Consider the following 24,767-nt stretch of genomic DNA (forward strand, 5'->3'; position numbering starts at 1 on the left):
GTGCCCAACCTGATGGTCGCGGCCGTCATGGCCGTGGCGATGGTCGGCGGCTCCATGGCGCCGGCTGAGGCGGCCACGCGGACCGCAGCCGCCCCGAGCGCACCCCGGTACACGCTGACGGGCAATCCGTTCGCTCCGCTGTTCCAGACCGTGACGCGTTCGGCCGCACCGGTCGCGCGGCCCAAGGTCGTGACCATCCAGCAACCGGTCGCGACGGTTCCCGGCGCGAGGAAGATCCGCATCACGTCGCCCGTGCCGGTGATCGTCGTTCCCCCGCCGCCCGCGCCGGCACCATCCCCGAGCGCAAGCTCCAACAACTGCAACTTCGGCGCCGGCGTGGTCATCAACGCCAAGTCGGTCTCGTGCCCCGTCACCACCACGACCGGCGGTACGACGACGACCACCACCACGAGCAACGGCTCCACCACGACCACGACCTCCGGATCGACAGGCCAGACGGTCACGATCGGCACGCCGTCCTCCGGCACCGGCACGGGGACGGGCACGGGCACGGGGACGGGGACGGGAAGCGGCTCCGGAACGGGCACGGGTTCGACCACTCCGAGCACCGGAACGACCGACCCCGGCACGGGATCCACGACTCCGAGCACCGGCACGGCGGACCCCGGCACGGGCACAACGGACCCGGGCACGGGCACGACGGTGAACCCGCTCGACGAGGCGTCCGCTCCCGCGACACCGGTCGCTCAGGGCAACGAACTGACCGCCGCGCAGCTCGCGGCGGCCCTGGCACAGGCGGAGCAGGAGTGGCGCGGCGTCGACCCGTCGGCGGACTTCTCGACCGTCTCGGCGTCGGTGGGCACGCTGGCGGCTCCGCAGATCGGCTCCGAGAGCGGAGCGACGATCGTCATCGACGCGGATGCCGGCGGCTGGGGCTGGTCGGTCGACTACCCGTCGGACAGCCCGACGCAGCACCTCGACCTCCTGACCGCCGTCCGCCACGAACTCGGACACGTGCTCGGACTCGACCACACCGCCGGCACGGTGATGTCGCCGACGCTCGCGGCCGGCCAGACCTCCCCGGTCGACGGCTCGCTCATTCCGGCTCCGGCTCCGGTACCCGCGCCCGATCCGGCACCCGCGTCCACCGCTGCGCCCACGACGGATGCGCCGGCCCCGACGCCGACGGCGGACACCGCGGCAGCCCCGGCGCCGACCACGACCACCGACCCGGCACCCGCGCCCACGGACCCGGCCACGGCTCCCGCCGCGCCGACGGCGCCCGCGACGACGGACCCGACGCCGACCGCACCGACCGCTCCGGCCCCGACAGCACCGAGCGACGCGGCATCCACCTCGACGCCGGCACCCGCCACCGCCTGGTCTGTCTCCGGCACGACCGCGACCTACACGGCATCCGGCGCCATCACGGCTACCCTCCGCTACGACGCGACCACCGCCCAGCTGCAGATCATCACCGCCGCGGGCGCCGTGGACGGCATCGCCGTCTCGGGGCTGACGGCGGCGGCGGTCGTCGGCGGCAGCGCCTCCGACTCCCTGACTCTGGACGCGTCGCTCGCCGGCTCACCCCTGGTCGTGAGCGTGCGGAGCGCGGGCGGCACCCTCGCCGGGCCGAACGGCGCCACGGCGTGGACGCTGACCGGCGCGAACAGCGGCACGGTCAACGGCGTCGCCTACACCGGCTTCGCTCACCTCGTCGGCGCGACCGGAACGAGCGAGACCTTCACGGTCCGCAAGGGCGGTACAGTGACCTCCCTGGACGGCGGCGGCCTCGGCACGTTGGTCGTCGCCGGCGGACAGACGTTCGCCGATCTCGCGGTCGACCGGCACTCGGGAACCGTCATCCTCGACGGCGTCTCGATCCGCTACGACGGGCTCGCCCCGATCACGCTGACGAGCGTCGGCTCCGTGATCAACATCACCGGCACGTCCGGCAACGACGCCATCACCGTCAGCCAGAGCGGCAGCACGGTCACCGTGAGCGCGCCGACGATGGAGTCCGTCTCGTTCGACGTCACCCCGGGGACGAAGATCGTCCTCGACGGCGGCGCCGGACTGGACACGGTGAGCTTCAGCAGCAACGTGACCGTCACCGGCATGGAATTCGACATCAAGGCCGAATCCATCACGGTCAGCGGTGTGACGGTGAACACCGGGGCCGCGGCGATCGACTTCGAGGCGGTCGCCTCCGACGACAGCACGAGCGCGACACCCACGACCTCGATCACGATCAGCGGGGCGACCCTCATCGGCGGGAACGTCACGCTGGCCGCCACCTCGACGTCATCGCCGACGTCCTCGCTCCCGGTCAACGTCGTCTCGGTGAACTCGAGCGCCGTCGTCGCCGTCAGCAACGCGACGATCACCTCGTCCGGCGATGTGACCATCACAGCCACCTCGACGGTGAACGCCAGCGCGGTGGCGGCGGGGGTCTCGGGGACGCCGGCCGTCGACGGGGCTTTCTCGAAGGTGGATGTCACCACCACCGCGAAGGCCTACCTCACGGGCACCACGTCCTTCACCGCGACGGGCGACGTGTCGATCAACGCGAGCACCGCGGGCACGAACCTGACGACCTCCGGTAACGCACTGCTCGCCGGTGTCGGCGCGGGCGTGGCTCTCGCAACCCTGAACGAGACGACGCAGGCGTACATCGACGCGCATTCGACCGGCAACACCGCGAAGAGCCTGAGCATCAACGCCGACACGGGCAACACGGTCACGACGACGGCCGCGGCGAGCGACGGCGGAGCGACCGCTGACACCGATCAGAACGGCAACCAGATCACCCCGTCGCAGTTCCTCGGCGGAGCGATCACCGCGCTGAGCCCGCTCGACGCCGCAGGCGCCCTCGCGGTCACGAAGCTCACGACGAACACCGAGGCCTACCTCTCGCCGATCGGCGGCTCGTTCGGACTCGACGTCGGCACGGGTGATGTGACCATCCACGCGGCCGGCGACACCACGGCGCCGACGACCGCGGACGCCCACTCCGTGCTCCGCACCGCCACCGGCGTCGGCGTCGCCGTCGCCATCGACATCGCGAAGGTGACGACCTCTGCACACGTGGGCGGCACGGTCGCCCTCACCGCCCGCGGGGTGAAGATCGAGGCGCCGGAGTCGACCGAGACCTTCGACACCAAGGCCGAGGCGGGCGCCGGCACGGCGGCGAACATCCTCCTCATCGGGCCGCCCTCCACGCTCGGCAGCTTCCAGGGATCGTTCGCCATGAACATCCCGACCATCGTGCACTCGGCATCCATCGACCCCTCTGCCGGCCTCACGGTCAACGGCGCCGATGTCAGCCTCGAGAGCACGCACGTCACCGAGTCGACGACCAAGGCCGTCCCCGTCGGCAACTACTTCACCGGCGCCGCGGTCGCGAACAACGCGATCACGCTCTCGCTCCCGCTGCTGCACTCCAACGGATCGCTCGGCGGCCTGCCTGCGATGACCGGCGACAAGGTCGTCTACAACAACGGAGGCGGCACCTCCATCGGCGGCCTGGTCTCGCTCGGCACCTACTACCTGTACTGCGGAGGACCGCTCGGCACGCCGTGCCTTCCCGACGCCGCCGGACACGTCACCGTGCAGCTGATCTCCGGCAGCCTGCTGCTGCCGACCTGGACGGCGGGCGAGGTGCTTCCTCTCGACGGCACCGTGGCCGCAGGCGACTGGCACTTCCTCCAGCTGCTGCAGACGCCGATCGACCCGATGGGCTTCGGTGCGGGGGTGTCGATCACCGTCATGAACGACACCGGCTCCGCCACCGTCGGCAACGGCGCCGCGCTGTCGGGTGCGGGAAGCCTCGACCTGGCGGCGAGCACCGAGAACTCGATGACCCTGGAGTCGAAGGCCGGCTCCACGGGTACGGACTTCGCGCTCACCCCGGTCGTGTCCGTGGCGATCTCGAACGTCTCGACGAACGCCACGATCGGCACCGGCGCGCTGATGACCACCGCGGGCCGCATCACCGCAACCGCGACTCAGAGCGCAGATGTCGGCAGCGGCGCGAGCGGCGACACGACGGGCAATGCGGGAATCGGCATCTCGGTGGTCGTCAACGACGTCGACCACGAGGTGCACGCGACGACCGCACGCAGCCTGACGGCCGGTGCAGATGTCGCGTTCACGGCGATCGGCACATCCGCGACGGACGCCAACACGTGGGCCGGCACCGCAGGTGCACCGGACAGCAACACCTCGCCGCTCGGATCGGTGAAGAGCGCCGGCGACAACCTGCTCGGCATGGGGTCGACGCTCGCGGGCGGCAACGGCGCCAAGGGCGGCAAGGACTCCACGACACCGGATGCCAAGGCCCCCGGTGCCGACGGCACCGCGGCCCCCGTCAACATCGCGGCCGCCGTGTCGTTCAACATGGTGACCTCTGTGAGCGACACGAGCCTGCCGACAGGCCTGACGATCACCGTCACGGGAGGCTCTCTCACTCTCGCCTCGAGCGGCAACACCGACGTCACCGCCTACGACGACGGCGAGGCCGGGCCGAAGCAGGCGACGGCCGTCATCGGCGCCGGCGTCGCGGTCAACGCGATCACGATCACGAACACGGCGGATGTCGCGGGCGGCGCCCACATCACGGCGGAGGGCCTGACCCTCTCGGCGACGATGACACCGGTCGGCGGAGAGGACTGCGAGGCGGAGGGCGTCGACTGCGTCAACACCGCCGGCGCCGAGGCGGTCTCGGCATCCTCCGGCGGATCGTCGGCCACGATCAACGGGTCCGTCGCGGTCAACATCATCGTCTCGAGCACCACGAGCGCCCGCCTGCTGGCCGGCGCCACCACGGTCGACGCGGGCACCGGCGACATCACGCTGACGGCGAAGAACGACACGGATGCCGCCACCAGCGCGGTGCCGTTCCGGGACGCCTTCGACCCTCACAGCGAGGGCGTGATCATCGCGAAGCCGGGCAGCGCCGCCGGCGCACCGCTGACCACCATCGTGCTGGCGTACGAGCTCACCGACGGGAACCTCCAGACCGGGCAGGCCGTCGTCTACCACACCGGCGGCAAGGACCCCATCGGCATCGCGCACGACCCGCTGTGCCTGAGCGGCATCTGCCCGACGACGCTCGTGGACAACCGCATCTACTACGTGATCTCGGTGAAGCCCGGCTACTACCAGCTCGCCTCGACCTGCGTCGGCGCCTTCGCGGGCAAGGCCATCGAGCTCGACCCCACCGTCGCGACGGGCGACGCCCACTACCTGGTGGCGAAGACGCTGGACCCGGGCTCGATCTGCAGCCCCGGCAGTGACGAGCCGCCGAAGATGGGCATCGGCGCATCCTTCGCCCTCACCATCGACAACGTGACCACGGCCGCCGGCATCGGCAACGGAGTCTCGGTCACGGGCGGCCACAACCTCGAGATCGTCGCCGAGAGCGGCAATGGCGCCGACACCAAGGCAGTGAGCGGCGCCGCGGGCAGCACCGCGCTCTCGCCCTCTGTCGCACTGGTGATCGTGAACCTCTCGACCACTGCATCCGTCGGCACGGGGGCCGCGCTCGAGCTCTCCGGCGCCGCGAAGCTCGAGGCCACGCAGCACGCGAAGGCCGCGAGTGAGGGCAGTGGCGACGTCGACGGCGAGAAGACCGGCATCGCGCTGGCGATCGCGATCGCCGTCATCTCGAACGACGTCGAGGCGAGCCTCTCGCGCGACCTCTCTGCCGAGGGCGCCGTCGAGGTGGTCGCGACCGGCACATCCGCGACGGAGACCGCGACGGATGCCGCCGCCCCCGGCGCCACGACGACCTCCACCGACGGCATGAACGAGATGGCCGATCACATCCTGGGCTCGGGCAACCTCATGTCGACCGCGCTGAACGGCAAGCCCGGCGCGAAGAGCGAGACGCCGAAGGCCGGCGACAGCGACGGCACGTCCATCTCGATTACCGGAGCACTCTCGATCAACATCGTGCAGACGACCTCGAAGGCGTGGCTCGCCGGCGGACTGACGATCGAGAGCACGAACGGAGAGGTCGCCGTCAAGAGCAGCGCGAACACCGACGTCACGGCCGAGGGCAACGGCCAGACCGCCGCGGCGGTCACGGACGGCATCGGCGCCGGCGTCGCCGTCAACGACGTCACGATCGTGAACATCGCCACCACAGGCGCATCGTCGATCACGTCCAAGGGACTCGACGTCGAGGCCACGATGGCCGAGGTCGAGAGCGAGACCGGGGGAGCGCCCGACACCATCCACACCGTCGAGGCGATCGCGAAGGCCGGCCAGAGCAACGCCGACAAGCTCGGCATCGCCGGCGCCCTGGCGATCAACATCGTCTCCGCCGACACCGAAGCGACCGTCCCCACCGGGGCGAGCGTGGATGCCGGCGACGGCAGCGTGCGAGTGATCGCCGAGTTCGCCCAGGACGCGACGGCCGAGGCATCGGCACGCGCCGGATTCCGGACCTGCGCGAAGTTCCTCGGTCTGCCCTGCGATCTGTCCGACCCGATCACGGGCGACAACGGTGCCGGCGCGAAGACCGGAGTGGGCGCATCCGTCGCCATCCAGGTGCTCACCCCGACCACGACCCTCGCCGAGATCGCCGACGGCGTACCGGTGACCGCCGGCGAGTCGGTCGTCGTCGAGGCGGGTTCGGAGCGCGTCATCACGACCCTCGTGGAGGCGGGGACCAAGGGCGGCAACGCCGTCAGCCCGGCGGTCGCGCTCGTCGTCGACACGGGCGACACCGCATCCGCCATCCTCGGCTCGGCGCCGAGCCGAGTCGTCGTCACGGGCGAGGTCTCGGTGAGCGTCACCCACTCGGTCGACGCCTCGGCCACGGGAGCGAACGCCAACGTCATCGCCGACAGCGTGGGCATCGGGGCCGCGGTCGCGCTGCCGATCATCATCGGCTTCACCACCACCGCGCGGCTCGCGCGCGACGTCACGGCCGACGCGGTCACGGTCAGCGCAGCATCGACGCTGGATGCGCAGGCCATCGCCGACGCCAGCGCGGTCGGGTCGAAGGCGCTCGACGAAGAGGGCAAGACGGCCGACCAGACGGCGTCCGACTCGGTCTCCAAAGACCCGAACGCCGGCGGCAAGGGCGCCGACAGCGTTCCGAAGGCCGACGACGCCGCCAAGCAGGGCAACGACAAGGCCGGCGAGAAGGCGGGCAAGTCGGGCGGCGGGGTCGGGGTCGCTGCCGCGATCGCGGTCGTGTGGCTGCAGGCGCAGACGACCGCGACGGTGGCGGACGACGTCCACATCGACGCCGAGGGCGAGGTCGCCGTCACGGCACCCGTGCTCACCACGGTCGCCGCCCGCGCCATGGGCATCGCCATCTCGACCGAGGCCAAGACGAACATCGGCGCGGCGGTCGGCTTCAACTACGCGAACGTCGTCGACACGGCGAGCCTGGGCACCGGCGTGGAGGTGCGCGCGAAGTCGGTCGACGTGTCCGCGGGGACGCCGCTCGACGACCAGGGCCAGCACGAGCAGAACACGGCGATCGCCTGGGGCTTCGCGGCCGCGGGCGGCAAGTCCGACCCGCAGGTGTCGGCATCCATCGGTCTCAACGTCATCTCGTACACGGTCACCGCGTCCGTCGGGGCGGGGAGCGCCCTCACCGCGACGAACGGAGACATCGCCGTCGTCGCCGCCGACCCGATGGGCCTGCAGAACCTCGCGCTCGCCGGCGCGCTCTCGCAGGGCGGCGTCGCCGTCGGCGCTGCGATCGCGGTGAACGTTCTGACGCCGATCACGACGGTCGCGCGCATCGACTCGACCACGGCGGACCCGACGAGCCTCGACGCCAGCGGGGCCCTCATGGTGAGCGCGACCTCCGACCTGACGCCGCTCGGCATCGATGCGTCGCTGCTCGCCTCCATGCTGCTCACGAACCTCAGCACCATCCCCGGCGTCGCGCTCGTCCCCGTGCCCGACGCCGGCACCACGGTGCTCGCGCCGAGCGTGACCTCCCTCGCGGTGTCGGGGGCGGCAGGCACCGGGGATGCGGCGATCTCCGGCTCGTTCATCGTCGACGTGTGGCTGCGCACCACCGACGCCCACATCGGCGACGGCGCCCTCATCAACCAGGGCGAGGGCGCAGCGGGCGCAGCCGGGCAGACGCTCGACGTGGCGGCGAGCGACGACATCTCGCAGACCGACATCACCGGCGGACTCGGCGCGACGAGCGGCGACGCCGGCGTGGGTGCGGCGGTTGTGGTCAGCGTCACCGACCAGACGGTGACCGCGTACCTCGGCAGGAGCGTCACCGCCAGCGCCGGCGACGCGGCGACCATCAGCGCCGGGATGACCGACCCGGTGCTCGCGGTCGCGGCCTCCGCCGGCGCGGGCAATGAGGTCGGCGCAGCGGGCTCGTTCCTCGTCTTCATCGTCAACCAGGGCGGCGGCACCGGCGCGTACGCCTCGATCGGCGACGGCAGCAGCCTCGTGAGCGGCGGAGCGCTGACGGTCCGCGCGACCGGCAACTCCGCCGTCGACCCGATCGGCCTCTACGCGGGCAGCGTGGCCGTCGGCGGCACCGCCGGTGTCGGCGTCTCGGTGGTCGTGCTCGTGCGCAACAGCACCGTGCAGGCATCCATCGGCACCGGAGCGACCGCGACCGCGACGAGCGGCTCGGTCACCGTGGACGCGCACCAGGTCGGCGACCTCAAGCTCGTCTCCTTCGGCGGGGCGGCGGGCGGCGATGCCGGCATCGCCGGTTCGGTCGTCGTGGACGTCTTCACCGACAGCACGACCGCATCGGTCGGTGCCGGTGCGACGGTGACGGGCAGCCAGGACGCGTCGATCACCGCATCAGACCACACCACGATCCTGGGCGTCGCGGGGTCGGTCGCCATCGGCGGCACCGCGGGCGTCGGCGTCGGCGTCGACACCGAGGTCATCAACAAGGACACCGAGGCGACCGTCGCCTCGACGCAGGCCAAGCCGACGAAGCTCATCGCGACGAACGGAGATGTGAAGGTCACCGCCGACTCGTCCGAGGACATCACGTCGATCTCGGCCGGCGGCTCGGTGGGCGGCGACGTCGCGATCGCCCTCAACGCCGGCGTCTCGGTCATCAGCGTGACCACCAAGGCCACGGTCGGCGCGTACGCCACCGTGACGGCCGGCAACAACATCGTGATCGCGGCGAACGACGGACTGCACCTGTTCGTCATCGCAGGCAACATCGCCGTCAGCGGAACGGCATCCATCGGCGCAGCGGTCGCGGTGCCCGTCGTCACCAAGCACGTGCAGGCCGCCGTGGGCGACCACGACACGCTCACCGCGAACTGCCTGGGAGCAGCGACGACGGTGAACAACGGCGGCTTCCTGAGCAACGCGCCCGACCTGCGCTTCGACCCGCGCCGCGGGGGGAGCCTTCCCGGCGGCAACCTGATCGTCCTGCCCGAGGCTCTCGGCTCGTCCTATCACGAGGGCGGCCGGGTGCTCTACGACAACGGCGGCGGCGCCTCGATCCCCGGCCTCACCCAGGGGCAGGCGTACTACGTCCACTTCGTGACGAGTGGATGCAGCGTCGCATCCATCTGCATCCAGCTGCTGACGGCGCCGAACCCGCCCCCGGGCACCGGAATCGTCACCCTCGGAACCCTCGACAGCACCACCGCCTACGGCGAGTCGCAGCGACTCGTCCCCACCGACCAGCCCGGCGTCCCGCAGGACTCGTCCCCCCGCTTCACCCCCGCCTCGGACGTCAACGTCGCCGGCAACGTCATCACCCTCCCGTACAAGACCACGTTCGCCACCGGCGACGCCGTGGTCTACAGCTCCGGCGGCGGAACTCCGATCGGCGGTCTCGTCGACGGCCAGGTCTACTACGTCATCCTCGTCGGCCCGGGCCCCTACACGGGAACCCAGCAGATCAAGCTGGCCCTGACGAAGACCGCCGCGACCGCCGGCACCGCGATCGACCTCACGAGCGGTGCGACCGGCGCCTCGCACAGCATCGTCCTCCAGGGCGAGCGGCCGTCCGGCCCCGCCTCGGCGCAGAACCCGGCGAGCACCTCCGCCTCCACCTCCTCCTTCCGGGGCATCGCGATCACGGCGACGAGCGTCGACGACGTCTCCGCGATCGGCGTCTCCGCCTCCGTCGCCGGCACCGTGGCCATCGGCATCACCGGCACCGCGGGCGTCCTGAGCTCCACCGTCACCGCAACCGTCGGCTCGAGCACGACGATCACGTCGGCCGCCGACCTCGGCCTCGTCGCCGGCGAGGCCTTCCACCAGCTCGGCATCGACGCGAGCGTCGCGGCGAGCGGCACCGCCGCCGTCGCCGCCGCGGTCACCCTGCGCTTCGTCACCCTCGACACCGAGGCGACCGTCGGCAGCAGCAGCAAGCTGTACGCGAACAGCGGCGACCTCACGATCGCGGCCAACACCACCGACAACGTCGTCTCGGTCGCCGCAGGCGGGGCGGGCGGAGAGGTCGGCGTCGCCGCCGTGGCGGACGTCACTGTGCTGCACGACACGACGCACGCCGGCACCGCCGACCACGTCACCCTCTACGCGTACAACAACCTGTTCGTCGCGGCATCCGACCTCACGAGCCTGATCTCGGTTGCGGCGGCGGTCTCCGGCGGTTTCTACGCCGCGGTCGGCGCATCCGTCGGCATCGCGATCATCACCAAGGACACCGAGGCCTACCTCGGCACGTCCAACACCGCCGACGCCCTCGCGAAGGGCGCGGCCGTGCCGACGCCCATCGACGACGGCACGACGACCGACTCCGGATTCGGCACCACGGGCGCGTTCCACGGCATCGTCGTGCAGTCGACCTCCACCGAGAGCGTGTTCGGCCTCGCCGCTGCGCTCGGCGGCGCGATCGCCGGCATCGCGGGCGCGGTCGGGGTGCGCCTGTTCACCACGACCACGACGGCGACGGTGGGCGCGAACTCCACCCTCAACGCCGTCACCGGCGCGAACGCGACGCAGTCCGTCACGGTCGCAGCGACCGACGACTTCGAGGCGCTGACGATCGCGGGCGCCATCGGCGGCGGCATCGTCGGCGCCGCGGGCGGCGTGGACGTCGGCGTCGCGAACGCCACGGTCACCGCAGGCATCGGCGACCACGCGACCGTGAACGCCAAGGGCGACGTCAAGGTCGTCGCACTCTCGCGCCAGCACGTGATGGTCTTCGCGATCAGCGTCGGGGCGGGCGGGGTCGGCATCGCCGTCTCGGTCGCGGTGTGGACCCTCGGGACGGCGCCGTCGGCGATGTACTCCGGTGCCTCCGGTCCCGATCGCGGGGCCTACTCGGCTGCCACCCAGTACCAGGTGGGCGACCAGGTCACCTTCAACAACCTCCGCTGGAGCCTGAAGGACAACGTCACACAGGGCACCGCACCGGGCAGCAGCGCCAACTGGGTCGTGGTCAGCGGACTCGGTGCCTACCGCGGAGCCTGGAGCGCGAGCGCGACCTACGCGCGCGGCGACATGGTCGACGTAGGCGACTACCGCTACGCCGCCATCGCGAACGTCGGCCCCTCGGCATCCGACCCCTCGACGGACACCGCCCACTGGGTCGTGCAGCAGTCGCAGGACGCGCTGCGCTCCGGCGGCGGCGACACCGCGGGGCAGACCGACAACGTCGCCTCGTCGGGCCAGTACGGCAGCGCCCTCGACGGCAGCCACATCGTCGACCGCGGCGCCTGGTCGGGCGGCACGCAGTACCACGCCAACGATCTGGTCCAGGCCTCCGACGGCACCTACTGGGTCGCGAAGAAGGACACGATCGGCGAGGACCCGACTCTCACCTGCACCGACCCGACGGCATCGACCTGCCACTGGGGCCAGGTGGATGCGAGCGCCCGCGTCCTGAACGGCTACCAGTCCACGGGCACGACCGCCGCGCAGGCGGGGCTCGCCGACGCGACCCCCGCCGACGGCTCCGTCGCCGGCACCCTCGGATCGACCGCGGTTCCCGCAGGCACCTCCGCCTACATCGGCGGCACGGTCGTCGCGGGCGGCGACATCCTCGTCGTGGCGCACGATGCGGCATCGATCACCGCGGTCGCCGGAACGCTCTCGGGCGGTCTCGGGGCGGTGGGGGCCAGCATCCTGGTCCTGAACGTCCAGTCGCCCACCGACGCCGGCGTCGGCCAGTACGCCAGCCTCTCCGCGGGCGGCAAGATCACCGTCAGCGCGGGGATGGATGCCTCGACCCTCGGCATCGGCATCGCCGCCGCCGTGGGGGCCGTGACCCTCGGTGCTCTCGTCGTCGTCATCACCGACAGCTCGAGCCAGAACGCACACGTCGACGCCGGCGCCGCGTTCGTGAAGGCGGGGGGCGGCGCATCCGTCACCGCGCACTCGGGCCGCTCGTACGAGGCGCTGCAGATCAACGTCGGCATCGCGGGCGGCGCCATCGGCGCATCGGTCGGCGTCGTGGTCGTCAGCGGCGACACCACCGCGACGGTCGGCAACCCGACGACCCTCGGAACGTGCGGCTGCGTCTCGAGCACGAGCGACGTCAGCGGGCTGACCGTCAGCGCGGACGACACCATGCCGGTCGACGTGCAGGTCTACTCGGTGCAAGGCGGCGTCGGTCTCGGCGTCGGAGCCGCCGTGGGCGTGGCCATCCTCTCCGGAAAGACGCAGGCCTCTGCGGCGGTCTCCGGATCGCTCGGCAGCGGCGGGCTGACCGTCCGCGCCACCGGAACGCACACCGCCACCGTGAGCACCGTGAACGTGGCGATCGGCGGCTTGGCCGCCGTGGGCATCACGGTCGCGTACGCCGGATCGGGCCGCAGCACGATCGCCCAGGTGACCGCCGGCGCGGTGAACACGAACGGCGCGGTCGCCGTCACCGCGACGGCCGTCAACTCGGCGGATGCCGAAGCGCCCGGAGGGACAGGCGGCACCATCGCCGTCGCCGTCATGGTGCCGATCGCCCACGTCGACGGCGCGGTCACAGCGCTCTACGACGGCTCGCTCCCCGCATCCGGAACCCACGCCTCCTCGCTGACCGTCCAGGCGACCGGTGAGAACACCGCGACCGCCAAGGCCATCGTCGTGTCCGTCTCGCTCGCCGGGGGCGCGGGCGCATCGGCCGAGGCGTACATCGGATCCGGCGCGGACATCACGGCCAGCATCGGACCGGATGCCGCGGTCACCGTCGCGGGCGCGATCACCGTGGCAGCCCAGCAGGGCACGATCGACGGCAACGGGACGTTCACCGCCGGTCACAACGACGCGACCGCCGAGGCGGACGGCGGCTCCGGCGGCGTGATCGGGTCGGTCGCCGTGATGCTCGCCTACGCCGAGAACGCCGGCGGCACCGATGCCGAGGTCAACGGAACGATCTCCGCGGGTGACAGCCTGACGGTCTCGTCGACGGGCGACAACCGGGCCGGCGCGACGACGGATGTCGTATCCATCGGCACCTTCTCCGGTGCGGGCGCCGGGGCGACCGCGAAGATCACGTCGGCCTCCGTCGTCTCCGCCGGCGCCGGATCGAACTCCTCGATCGGCGTCACCGGCGCCATCATCTTCACCGCCACCGGGCACAACGCCGCGACGGCGGACTCGAACGCCGGCAGCGGCGGCGCGGTCGGCATCGGGGTCGCACTGCCCGAGGCCGATGTCGACGGATCGGTCTCCGTGCTTCTGGCGGGCAGCGTCACCGGCGGTGCGAGCCTCACCGTCACGGCGAACGGCACGAACGCCGCCACGGCCACCACCACCCCCGTCGCAGTCGGCATCTTCGCCGGCTCGGGTGCCAAGGCCCGCGCGTACATCGGCAGCGACGCCCTCGTGACCGCGAGCGTCGGCGGGGGGACCTACACGATCGCTGCCGCGGGTGCGGTCTCGATCACGGCGAACAGCGTCAACGCAGCGACCGCCACGACGAAGGGCGGCGCCGGCGGCGGCATCTCGATCTCGATCATGTTCCCCGAGGCGATCAGCGACGGCGGGGCCACGGCCTCCTTCGACGGCAGCCTCACGCGGGCGGCGAGCCTCGGCGTCACCGCCGGCGGCTCCGACACCGCCACGGCCACCGACGTCGTCGTCAGCATCGGCTTCGCCGGTGGCGCGGGAACGAACACGCAGGCCACGGCCGCGGGCAGCTTCACCGCATACCTCGGCTCGCACACGGACATCACCGGCGCGGCCGCGGTGTCGGTGGACACCACGGCGGTCCACGTCGTGAACTCGACGGCGACGGGCGGTGCCGGCGGCCTGCTCGCAGGTGTCGGCCTCGTCGCCCATGGCACGATCGGCGGCACCACCAGCGCGTACGTCGCCGCGGGCGCGAAGATCGGCCGTTCGACGGCACGCGCCGCCTCCCTCGAGGTCAAGGCGCAGGACACCTCGACCGCCACCGTCACCTCCATCTCCGGCGCCGGCGGCGCGATCGCCGTCGGGTACACCGAGGCGGACGTCGACGTCGAGCCGTTCGTCTACGCCGACATCACCGCCGCATCCGGCAGCCCGACGCCCATCTGGCTCTCCGGCGACCTGACGGTCAAGGCCCTCTCGACCGCGGCCGAGGGCGATGCAACCGCCAAGAGCTACGGCGGCGGCGGCGTTCAGGTGGGCGTGGCGTCGGCCTCGGCCACGACGAAGCCGACGGTGAAGGCATATCTGTCGGCCGGCGTCTCGGTCAACGCCCTCGGGTCTGCGACGGTGGATGCCGAGGAGACCAGCGCCTCCTCCGGCACCCAGTTCCTCGACAGCTACTCGGCGAGCGGCTCGCACACCGTCCCTGGCCCGAACGGCACGACGGTGAACGTGGCGAACGTCTCCAGCGGCAACGACACCCTCTACTTCCCCGGCCACGGCCTGCAGACGGGCGACAGCGTGCTGTACCTCGGCACGTCGATCAACGGGCTGACGTCCGGCCGCGTGTACACGGTGATCAACGTCGACAGCGACAACATCCGGTTCGGCGACGCGTTCCTCACCGGCCAGGTCGACGCCCTCGACATGACCGGCATCTCGGGCGTCGACCCCAACCGCGCGATGATCCGCTTCGCGACGGCGCACAACTTCGTCACCGGAGACAAGGTGCGCATCCCGGGCAGCGGGTCCATCGATGGACTCGCACGCGGCACCGACTACTTCGTCCGCGTGATCGACGCCTACACGATCGAGCTCTACACGAGCTTCACCGCTGCGGTCTCGCCCACCTCCGCGACGCTCGACTTCAATGCGGGCGGCACGGTCACGGGCGGCAACACGGTGAACGTCTCGAACACGTTCACGGCAGGAGACCGCCTCACCTACCTCGCTCCCGCGCCGATGCAGTTCACGGCGTCCGCGGTGAACGTCATCACGACATGCGCCGACAAGGACCACTGCTACACGTCGGACACGTCGCAGAACGACATCGTCATCGGACAGGTCACCGGGCAGCACGCGGACGGCACCCCGATCCAGAACGACTCCCACCTGTACACGGGCGAGGCCGTCGTCTACCACCACTCGGGTGGCTCCGCCGTCGGCGGCCTCGTGGAGGGGCACACCTACTACGTCATCCGGGTCAACGCCTACGTCATCCAGCTCGCCCTCAACGAGTACGACACCGTCTCGCACACCTACAACTGCGACTCGCACGGCAACAACTGCACGACCGACCCGGTGAAGCCCATCACGCTGACCGCGCCGACCGGCGGCATCCACGAGCTCGTGCCGGCGGCGATCGGCGGCCTGACGTCGGGGTACACCTATACCGTGCTGTCGGCCAACGGCTCCGGCTTCACCATCGATGACGGCACGGGTCACGCCCGCGCGCTCAGCACAACGGCCACCTCGACGGGCGGAGCCGGCACGACCCAGGTGACCGACGTCTTCTGGCAGCACCAGTTCTTCGCCGCCGGCGTGGCGCTCACGGCCTGCGCATCCAGCTGCGGGTCGGAGGACCTCGCGATCGACTTCGGCACGACGAGCGCCGGCAACTACTCGCTGTACACGCCGGACAGCCCCGTGGGCGGCCCCTGGACCTCGCTGCGCGAGCTCGCCCCGCCGCCGGGGGACGGCACGTCCTCGGCATCGGCCGCGGGCGGTGGTGGCGGTGCGATCTCGGTGACCGTGCCCACGGCGGGTCTCACCGACACGCAGGTCGTGCGCGCATGGGTCGCCGGCAGCATCACCGCCGGCGCGGATGTCTCGATCACGAGCACGGCCGTGACCAGCGACTCGGTCGCGACCGACAACGGCTCGGGCGGCGTGATCGCCGTGGGCGTCGTGAACTCCTCCCTGACCCAGAGCGTCGACAACATGGCGATCGTGGGGACGCCCCCGGCCTCGGCGATCAGCGGCGACGACACCTCGGGCGTGCAGATCGCCGGCTCCACCGCGTCGATCACCGCAGGCGGCAACGTCCTGATCCAGGCGTCCGGCAAGACCGGGTCGAGCGATCACGCGCACAGCTCGGGCGGCGGCCTCGTCGGCGCCTACACGTCCAACGCCGACACGGAGATCACCGAGAACACGGCGGCCGGCGTCGGCGCGAGCGGCACTGTCACCGGCGGCACCGTGCGCGTGCAGGCGACCTCCTCCGGCTCTCAGCACCTCAGCTCGCACGCCACGATGGGCGCCCTCTTCGGCGGCGCGACGGCCAACGGAACCGTGCACGTGTCGAGCAACGACACCGTGCTGCTCGACGGCACCTCCTCCGACACCGCGGCCATCACGGGACGCTACGGCGTCGACCTGCGCGCGTGGCACGGCAACGAGTTCATCGACGACTCCACGGACGGGACCTGCTACTGCATCGGCCCGTCGCACTCGAACGCCGACGACCAGGTGCACCCCCACAACATGGTCGCCGGACACGAGGGCGTCACGATCTACGCCGGTGCGCGGCTGGTGCCGGGCGTCAACGAGTCGGCGAACGCCCCGGCCTCGCCACTGGTGACCAACGGCGACGGCGCGCTCGTCCTGTACGTGCAGTCCGAGGATCCCGCGACGATCAACAACAGCAACGACGAGAAGCGTGACATCTCGTGGTTCTCCGATGTGGTCGTGAACGCCGGGCCCGACCCGTATCTGCTCGTGGACAAGGACGGCTATGTCGTCCACGCGGTGAACGTCACCGTCAACGGCGTCGCCAACCCGCTCATCGGCACGCACTACACGGCTCCCTTCACCGTCGGCGACATCCGCAACGGCGCCATGGGCGACATCTACATGACCGCCGACCACGGCGCGATCTCCGGCGGCGCGTGCGTCGGCTCGACGGGACACGCGTGCGTCGGCGGCCACTGGTGGGGCACGTTCCACTACAAGCAGAACTTCAGCCAGGTGACGCTCGTGAACGAGTCGTCGCAGGCGATGACCGTCCAGGACATCGATGTCATCTCGTCGACCAGCCAGCCGCGTGTGACGCTGGCCACGGCGAACGACTCGAGCATCTCGGTGCTGTTCGCGATCACGCAGGACGTCACGCCGACCCTCGTCGTGATCGACTCGGTCGCGGACGTGACGCTCGGCGGCACGATCGCCAACCCGATCGGCGAGACCGACGTCCTCGTCAGCGGCGGCGACCTGCTGGCCGGCACCGCGCGCAACGATGCGTGCGCGGCCGGAACGCACTGCACGCTGATCGTGACCAACATCCTGAACCTGGATGTCACGGCGGGCAGCATCGCGCAGCTGCCGATCGACATGATCCAGTACGCGGGTCACAATCTCTCGTTGAAGGTCTACGCGTCGCGCGACGCATCCCTCGACCTGCTCACGTGGCTGCGCGACCCGTCGATCGCCGATCCCGCGGTCACCGGCCTGCCGTACGTGATCTCGATCGGCCATCTCGTGGCGGGCGGCGACCTGAACGTGCTGCTGCGCCCGACGCTGTACGGCGTCGGCACGGGCGCCGTGCCCGGCGTGTACGTCGAGGACCAGAAGGACACGGGCCTGTCAACGACCTACTACCAGTTCTTCCACCCGGACTACTTCTGCACCGGCACGACGTACCCGTGCAACTTCTCGGTGGGCGCCTTCGGCTCCAGCCCCCACGCGGTCGCGAGCACCTACTCCTTCACCGAGCTGGATGCCGGCTCCCTGACCGCGAACGGGAGCATCGCGGTCCGCGCCGCCGAGGACACCGCGAGCGACACCGTCATCAACGTGCTCGGCCTCGTGCAGGTGCACCAGAACGGCAACGTCAGCGTCGACACCAACGGCTTCATCACACTGACCGAGAGCGTGACCGCCGGCACCGCCGACCACCTCGTGATCGACCCCGACGTCTCGCCCGATGCCACGACGTTCCTGGCCTACACCACGAGCTCGATCGCCGCCGGACCGAACCATGACCTCCGCGTCGGGACGATCATCTCCACCAACAGCGACGTGACGCTGTTCGCGCCGTACTCGATCGTCGACGCTCCGCGCGGCACGCCGATCCCGCCGGTGAACGGCACGTCGCAGTCGACGCCGACCGCCGAGATCTCCGCGGTGAACATCACCCTCACCGCCGGCCTGAGCGGCACGGGCACGATCGGCTCCGACACGAACTTCCTCGAGATCGACTCATCGACCGCTCGCAACGGAGTGCTCGATGCACGGGCTCCCGGCGTCATCCGCGTCACGGAGACGAGCGGCGACCTGCGTGTCGGCACCGTCACGACCTGCTGGGGCACGGCCGCGATCGCCTGCGCGGACGTCACCCTCACGACAGACGTCGGATCGATCCTGAACGGCCGCTCGATCGCATACCCGGTCGTCACGCCGGTCGCGCTCACCCCGGTCCCGGTCGGCGGCACCGTCTACCTGACCAACGCGCCGAGCTGGCTCGTCACGGGCATGCAGGTCGTGTACCGCACCAGCGGAGCGGTCATCCCGGGTCTCGTGAACGGCGGCGTCTACTACGCCATCGTGACGGCGAACGGCGTGCGGCTCGCGACGTCGCTGGCGGGCACGGGCGCCGCGGGCTACTGGTGCACGACGGCTGCGTGCTTCGCCAACCCGAACCCGATCACCCTCGGCGCTTCCGGCAGCGGCACCCTCGCCCCCGCGGCGAACGTCGTCGCGGACAACATCGACCTGCTCGCCGGCGGCGGGAGCATCGGCAAGTCCGACGGAAGCGCCGACCTGCTGATCGACTCGGCCGCGGGCAGCGGATGCTCGAGCACCTTCACCTTCGGGTACCAGGACCCGGGCTACCTCGACGCCACCGCCGCGGAGCGTGCGGTCACCGCGACCTGCCACGTCGCGGCGCAGGCCAACGGCTCGATCGACCTCACCGAGGTCAGCGGCCCCATGAACGTCGTGCTCGCCCACGCCGGCGAGCAGCTGCCCGGCGGTACGCCGGGGCGGGCGGGCAGCATCCGGCTCACCACCACCGAGACGGGCGTGCAGGGCAACGACCTGCTCGTGCTGCACAGCGGCTCGACCCTCGTCCGCGAGGCCGCGGCCGGTGTGTCCACCGCGAACCTCCAGTCGGTGCCGAACGGGCTCATCCAGGCCGAGAACGGCAACGTGCTGCTCCGCTCGGCCGACGACATCGTCACCGATCCGAGCACGCAGATCCTCGCGAGCACGGCGGCGGGCGACGCGGGCACGGGCGCGACCGACCCGAACCTGCCCACGGCCCTGACGGGCAACATCGACATCCACGGCGACTGCCACGACACCGCGGGCACCGTGTGCGACCCGACGGGCCTGGCCAATGCCGCAGGCAACGGCACGGCGGAGGCAGCCGGCGACGGAGCGGTCATCATCCTCCGCGGCACGGTGACCGCCGGGTCCACCGGCATCACGCGCATCTTCGGCAACGAGGACGCCGACCTCATCGTGCTCGACCAGACATCCCTCGGCAGCATCACGCGGGTCTACGGCTCCGTGGCCCCGGCGGTCGCGAAGCAGTACTCGCCAGCGGGTGATGGCGAGGACACGATGGTCGTCTACAAGCTCCAGTCGATGCCGACGGGCACCCGTCTCGTGCTCGACGGCCAAAGCGGCACCGACCACTACATCGTCTGGACGCACGGCACGCAGGGCGCCAGCACGAGCTACGTCATCGACGTGCTCGACAGCGGAGCGCCCGGCGACGGCCAGGACACGCTCGACATCTACGGCGCCGACGGCACGCTCAACGGTGTCGACGCCTCCGGCACGCCGTACAACACCGACGACCTGTTCCTGCTGCGCGGTGCGGCGTCGCTGCCCGGCGAGAGCTCGAGCCGTCCGTCGCTGTACAACCGCGACGCATCCGTCGCGCTCCTCCACCCGGTCGTGACCGCCCACCAGGACGTCGTGCAGGCCGCGTCCACCTCGGGCTACCTCGGCCTCATGGAGCTCATCAACTACGACAACGGCCTCATCGGACGCATGGGCGTGTTCGGCCTCGGCGGCAACGACTACTTCGCCGCCGACGACAACGCGGCGATCACCACCCTCGACGGCGGTCTGGGCAACGACACGTTCCAGATCGGCCAGCTGTACGGCATGCGCCGCGACCAGACCTACAGCGGCCTCTCGCCGCCGCAGTACTTCGCGACGATCGCCACGACGCGCGGCTACCTGTCCGTGGGCAACAGCGCCCCGCTGGTCGCCGAGGGCGGGTCGGGCGACGACAGCTTCGCCGTCTACTCCAACCACGCCCCCGTGCGCCTGGAGGGCGACGACGGCAACGACATCTTCCTCGTGCAGGCTTTCGCGCTGGCCAAGACGACCGCCGACGGCACGATCATCATGGGCCCGCTGTTCACCGGTGCGGTGCAGGTCACGGCCCCCGGAACCATCACCCGCATCGACGGCGGCAGCTTCCTGAGCGACGGCTTCGCGGTCGGCCAGACGCTCGTCCTCAAGGGCACCGGCACCGCCGACGACAACCGGGCGGCCACGGCGTACGTGATCGCCGGGGTGACGGCATCCACCCTCACACTCGACCTGAAGCAGACGACCACCGCTCCTCTCGCGGTCGGCGGCACCTTCACCGTCTCGCTCTCGTCCGGACCGCTGACCCGCGCAAGCCTCACGGTCAGCGGCAACACGATCACCCGCACCGACGGCGGCAGCTTCCTCACCGACGGCTTCCTCGTCGGCAACACCATCGCCCTCGCCGGCACCGCCACGTGCGACGACAACCTCACGACCCCGGTCGCCTGCAGCCTCGCTCTGCAGCCCGGCATCCCGTACGTGATCACCGCCGTGACGGCATCCACGATCACGGTCTCGGTCGCCCTGCCCGTGAGCGGCACCTTCGCGGGCGCGACGGTCAGCGGCGTCCTGCCGAGCCCGGTGCTCGTCTCGGGAGTCTCCACCGCAGCGCAGACCGATGTGCGCACCGGCGGCGGCAACAACCAGGTGATGTACAACATCAACGCGCCGGTGTCGGTCGACGGCGGCAGCGGCTTCAACAAGCTCGTCGTCCTCGGCACGGAGTTCGCCGACCACATCGTCATCACGACCGGCGGCATCTACGGGGCCGGCATCCAGGTCACGTACCGCAACATCCAGGTCATCGAGGTGGATGCCCTGCAGGGCGACGACACGATCGACGTGCTCTCCACGCCGCCGAACGTCGCGGTCCGGGTCCTCGGCGGCCTCGGCAGCGACATCGTCAACGTGGCGAGCGACGTCGTGGGCGACGTCTACGCGAAGGACATCGAGGGCACGAGCTCGACGATCAACCACCTCGTCTCGTCGGCTGACCCGAACTACCAGAACGTGGTGGCGCCCGGTGTCCCGGTCTCGGTCTCGCGGCCGTCGCAGGGCGCCGTCATCATCGCCGAGTCCGGCGGGTTCAGCGCGGTCAGCCGCAGCGACATCTCGACGAGCCTCATCGGCACCCTCGACAGCTACACCGTCGTCCTGAACACCAAGCCGACGAGCGACGTGTGGATCACGGTCAGCGCGTCGATGGCGCCGCAGGATCAGCGACCGGATGCCGCGGGCCTGAGCGCCGACACGGTGTACCTGTGCAGCGGCACGGCGGCCCAGTGCGGCTCCGCATCCGCGTTCTACCGCTCGCTGATGCTCGACGGCCAGGGTGCGTCGCTCGCGAACCGCTCGCTCGTGCTCCACTTCACGCCGGACGACTACGACACCCCGCAGACCGTGTGGATCGCGGCCGCGAACGACACCGAGCCGCAGGGCGACATCGTCGTCGCGGTCAGCCACAGTGTCGTCAGCGCCGACCCGACGTACGACTTCGCCGTCGTGCGCAACGTCGAGGTCACCGTCCACGACAACCTGACCCCGGGCCTCGACATCACGCAGCTCGACGGCAGCGGCGGCACCGACACGACGACGACCGTCATCAAGGGCTCGCCGACGACGCAGCTGACCGACAGCTTCTCGCTCACGCTGCCGAGCCGGCCCGCGGGTGACGTGACGTTCTCGATCACCCCGACCGACGCGCGCCTCATCCTGTCGTCGCTCGACTCACGGTTCAAGATCGGCCCCATCGTGGGCGGCGTCCAGACCTACACCGTGAAGTTCACGAACAGCCTCACCGATTGGAGCACGCCGCTCCTGATCACGGTGGCCGCCGTGAACGACTACCACCCCGAGGACCCGAGCTACACGACGCTGAACTTCGCGGTCGCATCCACGACCGACCCGAAGTACACCGGCCTGACGTCGGCGCTCGACGTGCTCGTCTACGACGACAACACCCCGGGCGTGTACGTGCACCAGTCCGGCGGGTCGACGCTCGTCCCGATCGGCGGCGGCACCGACACCTACACGGTCCGGCTGACGCAGGCGCCGACGGCACCGGTGAAGATCGCGATCGTCGGCGACGGCCAGGTGAGCATCGCGCTCTCCGACTGCTCCGGTGGAACGCTCGGCAAGGTGTGCCTGCTGCCGGTCGTCGGCGGCGCGAAGACCTTCACCGGCCCGGTGTCGCTCGCGGGTGGCGTGATCACCCGCACCGACGGCAAGAGCTGGCTGGATGACGGCTTCCTCGAGGGTCAGCTCGTCATGGTCGGCGGCAGCCTCTACAAGATCCAGGCGATCACCGGACCGACGCTCTCGCGCATGAGCTTCACGACGGCACCGTCGTTCTCGGCGGGCTCCATCACGATGACCGAGTACGCGCCGACGATCACGTTCGACGCGACGAACTGGTGGATGCCGGTCACCGTGACGGTGAGCGCCGACCCGGCCTTCACGATCCCGGCGGGCCGCGAGAACATCATCACGTTCCCGAAGCAGCCGCACGATCTCGGCCTCGCCATTCGCGGACCGCTCCAGGTCGAGGGCGGAACCAGCGGAGAGCACCACGAGCTCACCGGAGCGGTGCTCTACCCCGCCGAGTTCAACACGCCGCCGTTCGGCATCGCGCAGCAGCCGTCCGAGGCCCGTCAGATCGACGTCCTCAACATCTACGACGACGGCGCGCACGCCGACCAGACCGGCACGATGACCTCCACCGCCCTCACCGGGTTCGGGATGACGGGCGACCTGCACTTCGCCGGTGCGACGGCCTTCGGCGAGCCCGCCTCGTTCCCCGGCGGCATCAGCTACGGCACGATTGTCGTCGACCCGCAGACCGGGGCCTACAGCACGGATGCCTCCAAGAGCACGATCGAGGTGCTGAACGTCATGCTCGGCCAGGGCAACGACACCCTGACCGTCGCGAGCACGCTCATCGCGGGCCCCGATCAGCCGATCGACGACAAGCTGACGACCGGCATCCCGTCTCTCGCGGGCGTCCTCACCGTCGTACAGGGCGGCGGTGACCGCCTGCTGCAGGTGGTCGGCACCTTCACACTCACGGCCAACACCATCACCCGCAACGACGGGCGCACGTGGGCGGAGGAGGGCTTCGCCGTCGGCCAGCAGATCAACGTCCCGGGCTTCACGGCCGGACAGTTCACGATCACGGCGATCAGCGGCGCGACGCTCACAGTCTCGGGCGGCACGCTCGCAGCGGGCCAACTCGGCACCGACGACCACCGCGTGGCCGTGTCGATCTACGACACGCTGCAGGCGAACACCGGCTACGCCCGCATCGGCGGCGACCACATCACGGTGCTGAACGGCGGCGGCCAGGGCGCCGGATCGCCCGGACCGTCCTCACCGCTCGTCGTCTACGGCGACACGAGCCAGGACGGCATCTGGTACTCCGGTGGCCTCAGCACGCAGTCCGGCCACGACTTCGGCCCGAAGCCGACGATCGAGCCGGTCGGCAACGCGCCCGACTTCGTCTTCCCGGTGGCCCAGTCGTTCACGTATGCCGGCAACGACGTCATCGACGCGAGCGCCCTGGATGCCGGTCTCCCGAGCTCGAACCTCCCGACCATCGGCATCGTCGCCTACGGCGGCGCGGGCAACGACACGATCATCGGCAGCCAGACCGGCGACATCCTCGCGGGCGGCTCCGGCAACGACACGATCCTCGGCGAGCGCGGCCAGGACCTCATCTACGGCGACTCCGGCGTCAACGTCGACGTGCTGACTCGGGTCCTCACGGTTCCGACGGCGAACACCAGCACGACGCCGGATGCGGACAGCCTCCTGGCCGGACACGACACGATCTGGGGCGAGGGCGCGGGCTCTGCACCGAGCACCGCCGTGGCCAATGCCGACAACCAGGACGTCATCTTCGGCGACCACGGCGTCGTCACGCAGGATGTGCAGGACGCGCGTCAGTGGCTGCTCGATCAGTCCACGCAGACCTACATCGAGCAGAACCTGCGGCTGCAGCGCATCCAGACCACCGGTCAGCTCATGCACCTCGCCACCGTGGAGCAGGCCAACGGCGTCGGCGACACCATCAACGGCAACCTCGGCAACGACATCGTGCTCGGCGGCGGCGGTGGCGACACCATCGCGGGCAACGAGGGCAACGACCTCGTGTTCGGCGACTTCGGCCGTGTCGACTGCACGCAGCCGTC

1 protein-coding gene (only partly in view) is annotated in these 24,767 nt (G+C 70.8%); it reads left to right on the forward strand.

What is annotated here, in order from left to right:
* Positions 1-24,767 carry the 5' portion of a Calx-beta domain-containing protein gene (locus tag AC0NZN_RS08200; protein ID WP_474591799.1) on the forward strand. Its footprint extends 8,089 nt past the window's final position, so the window shows 24,767 of its 32,856 coding nt (coding positions 1-24,767); its start codon is at positions 1-3; the stop codon falls past the right edge of the window.

It is taken from the genome of Microbacterium sp. sgz311019 (assembly GCF_056135325.1).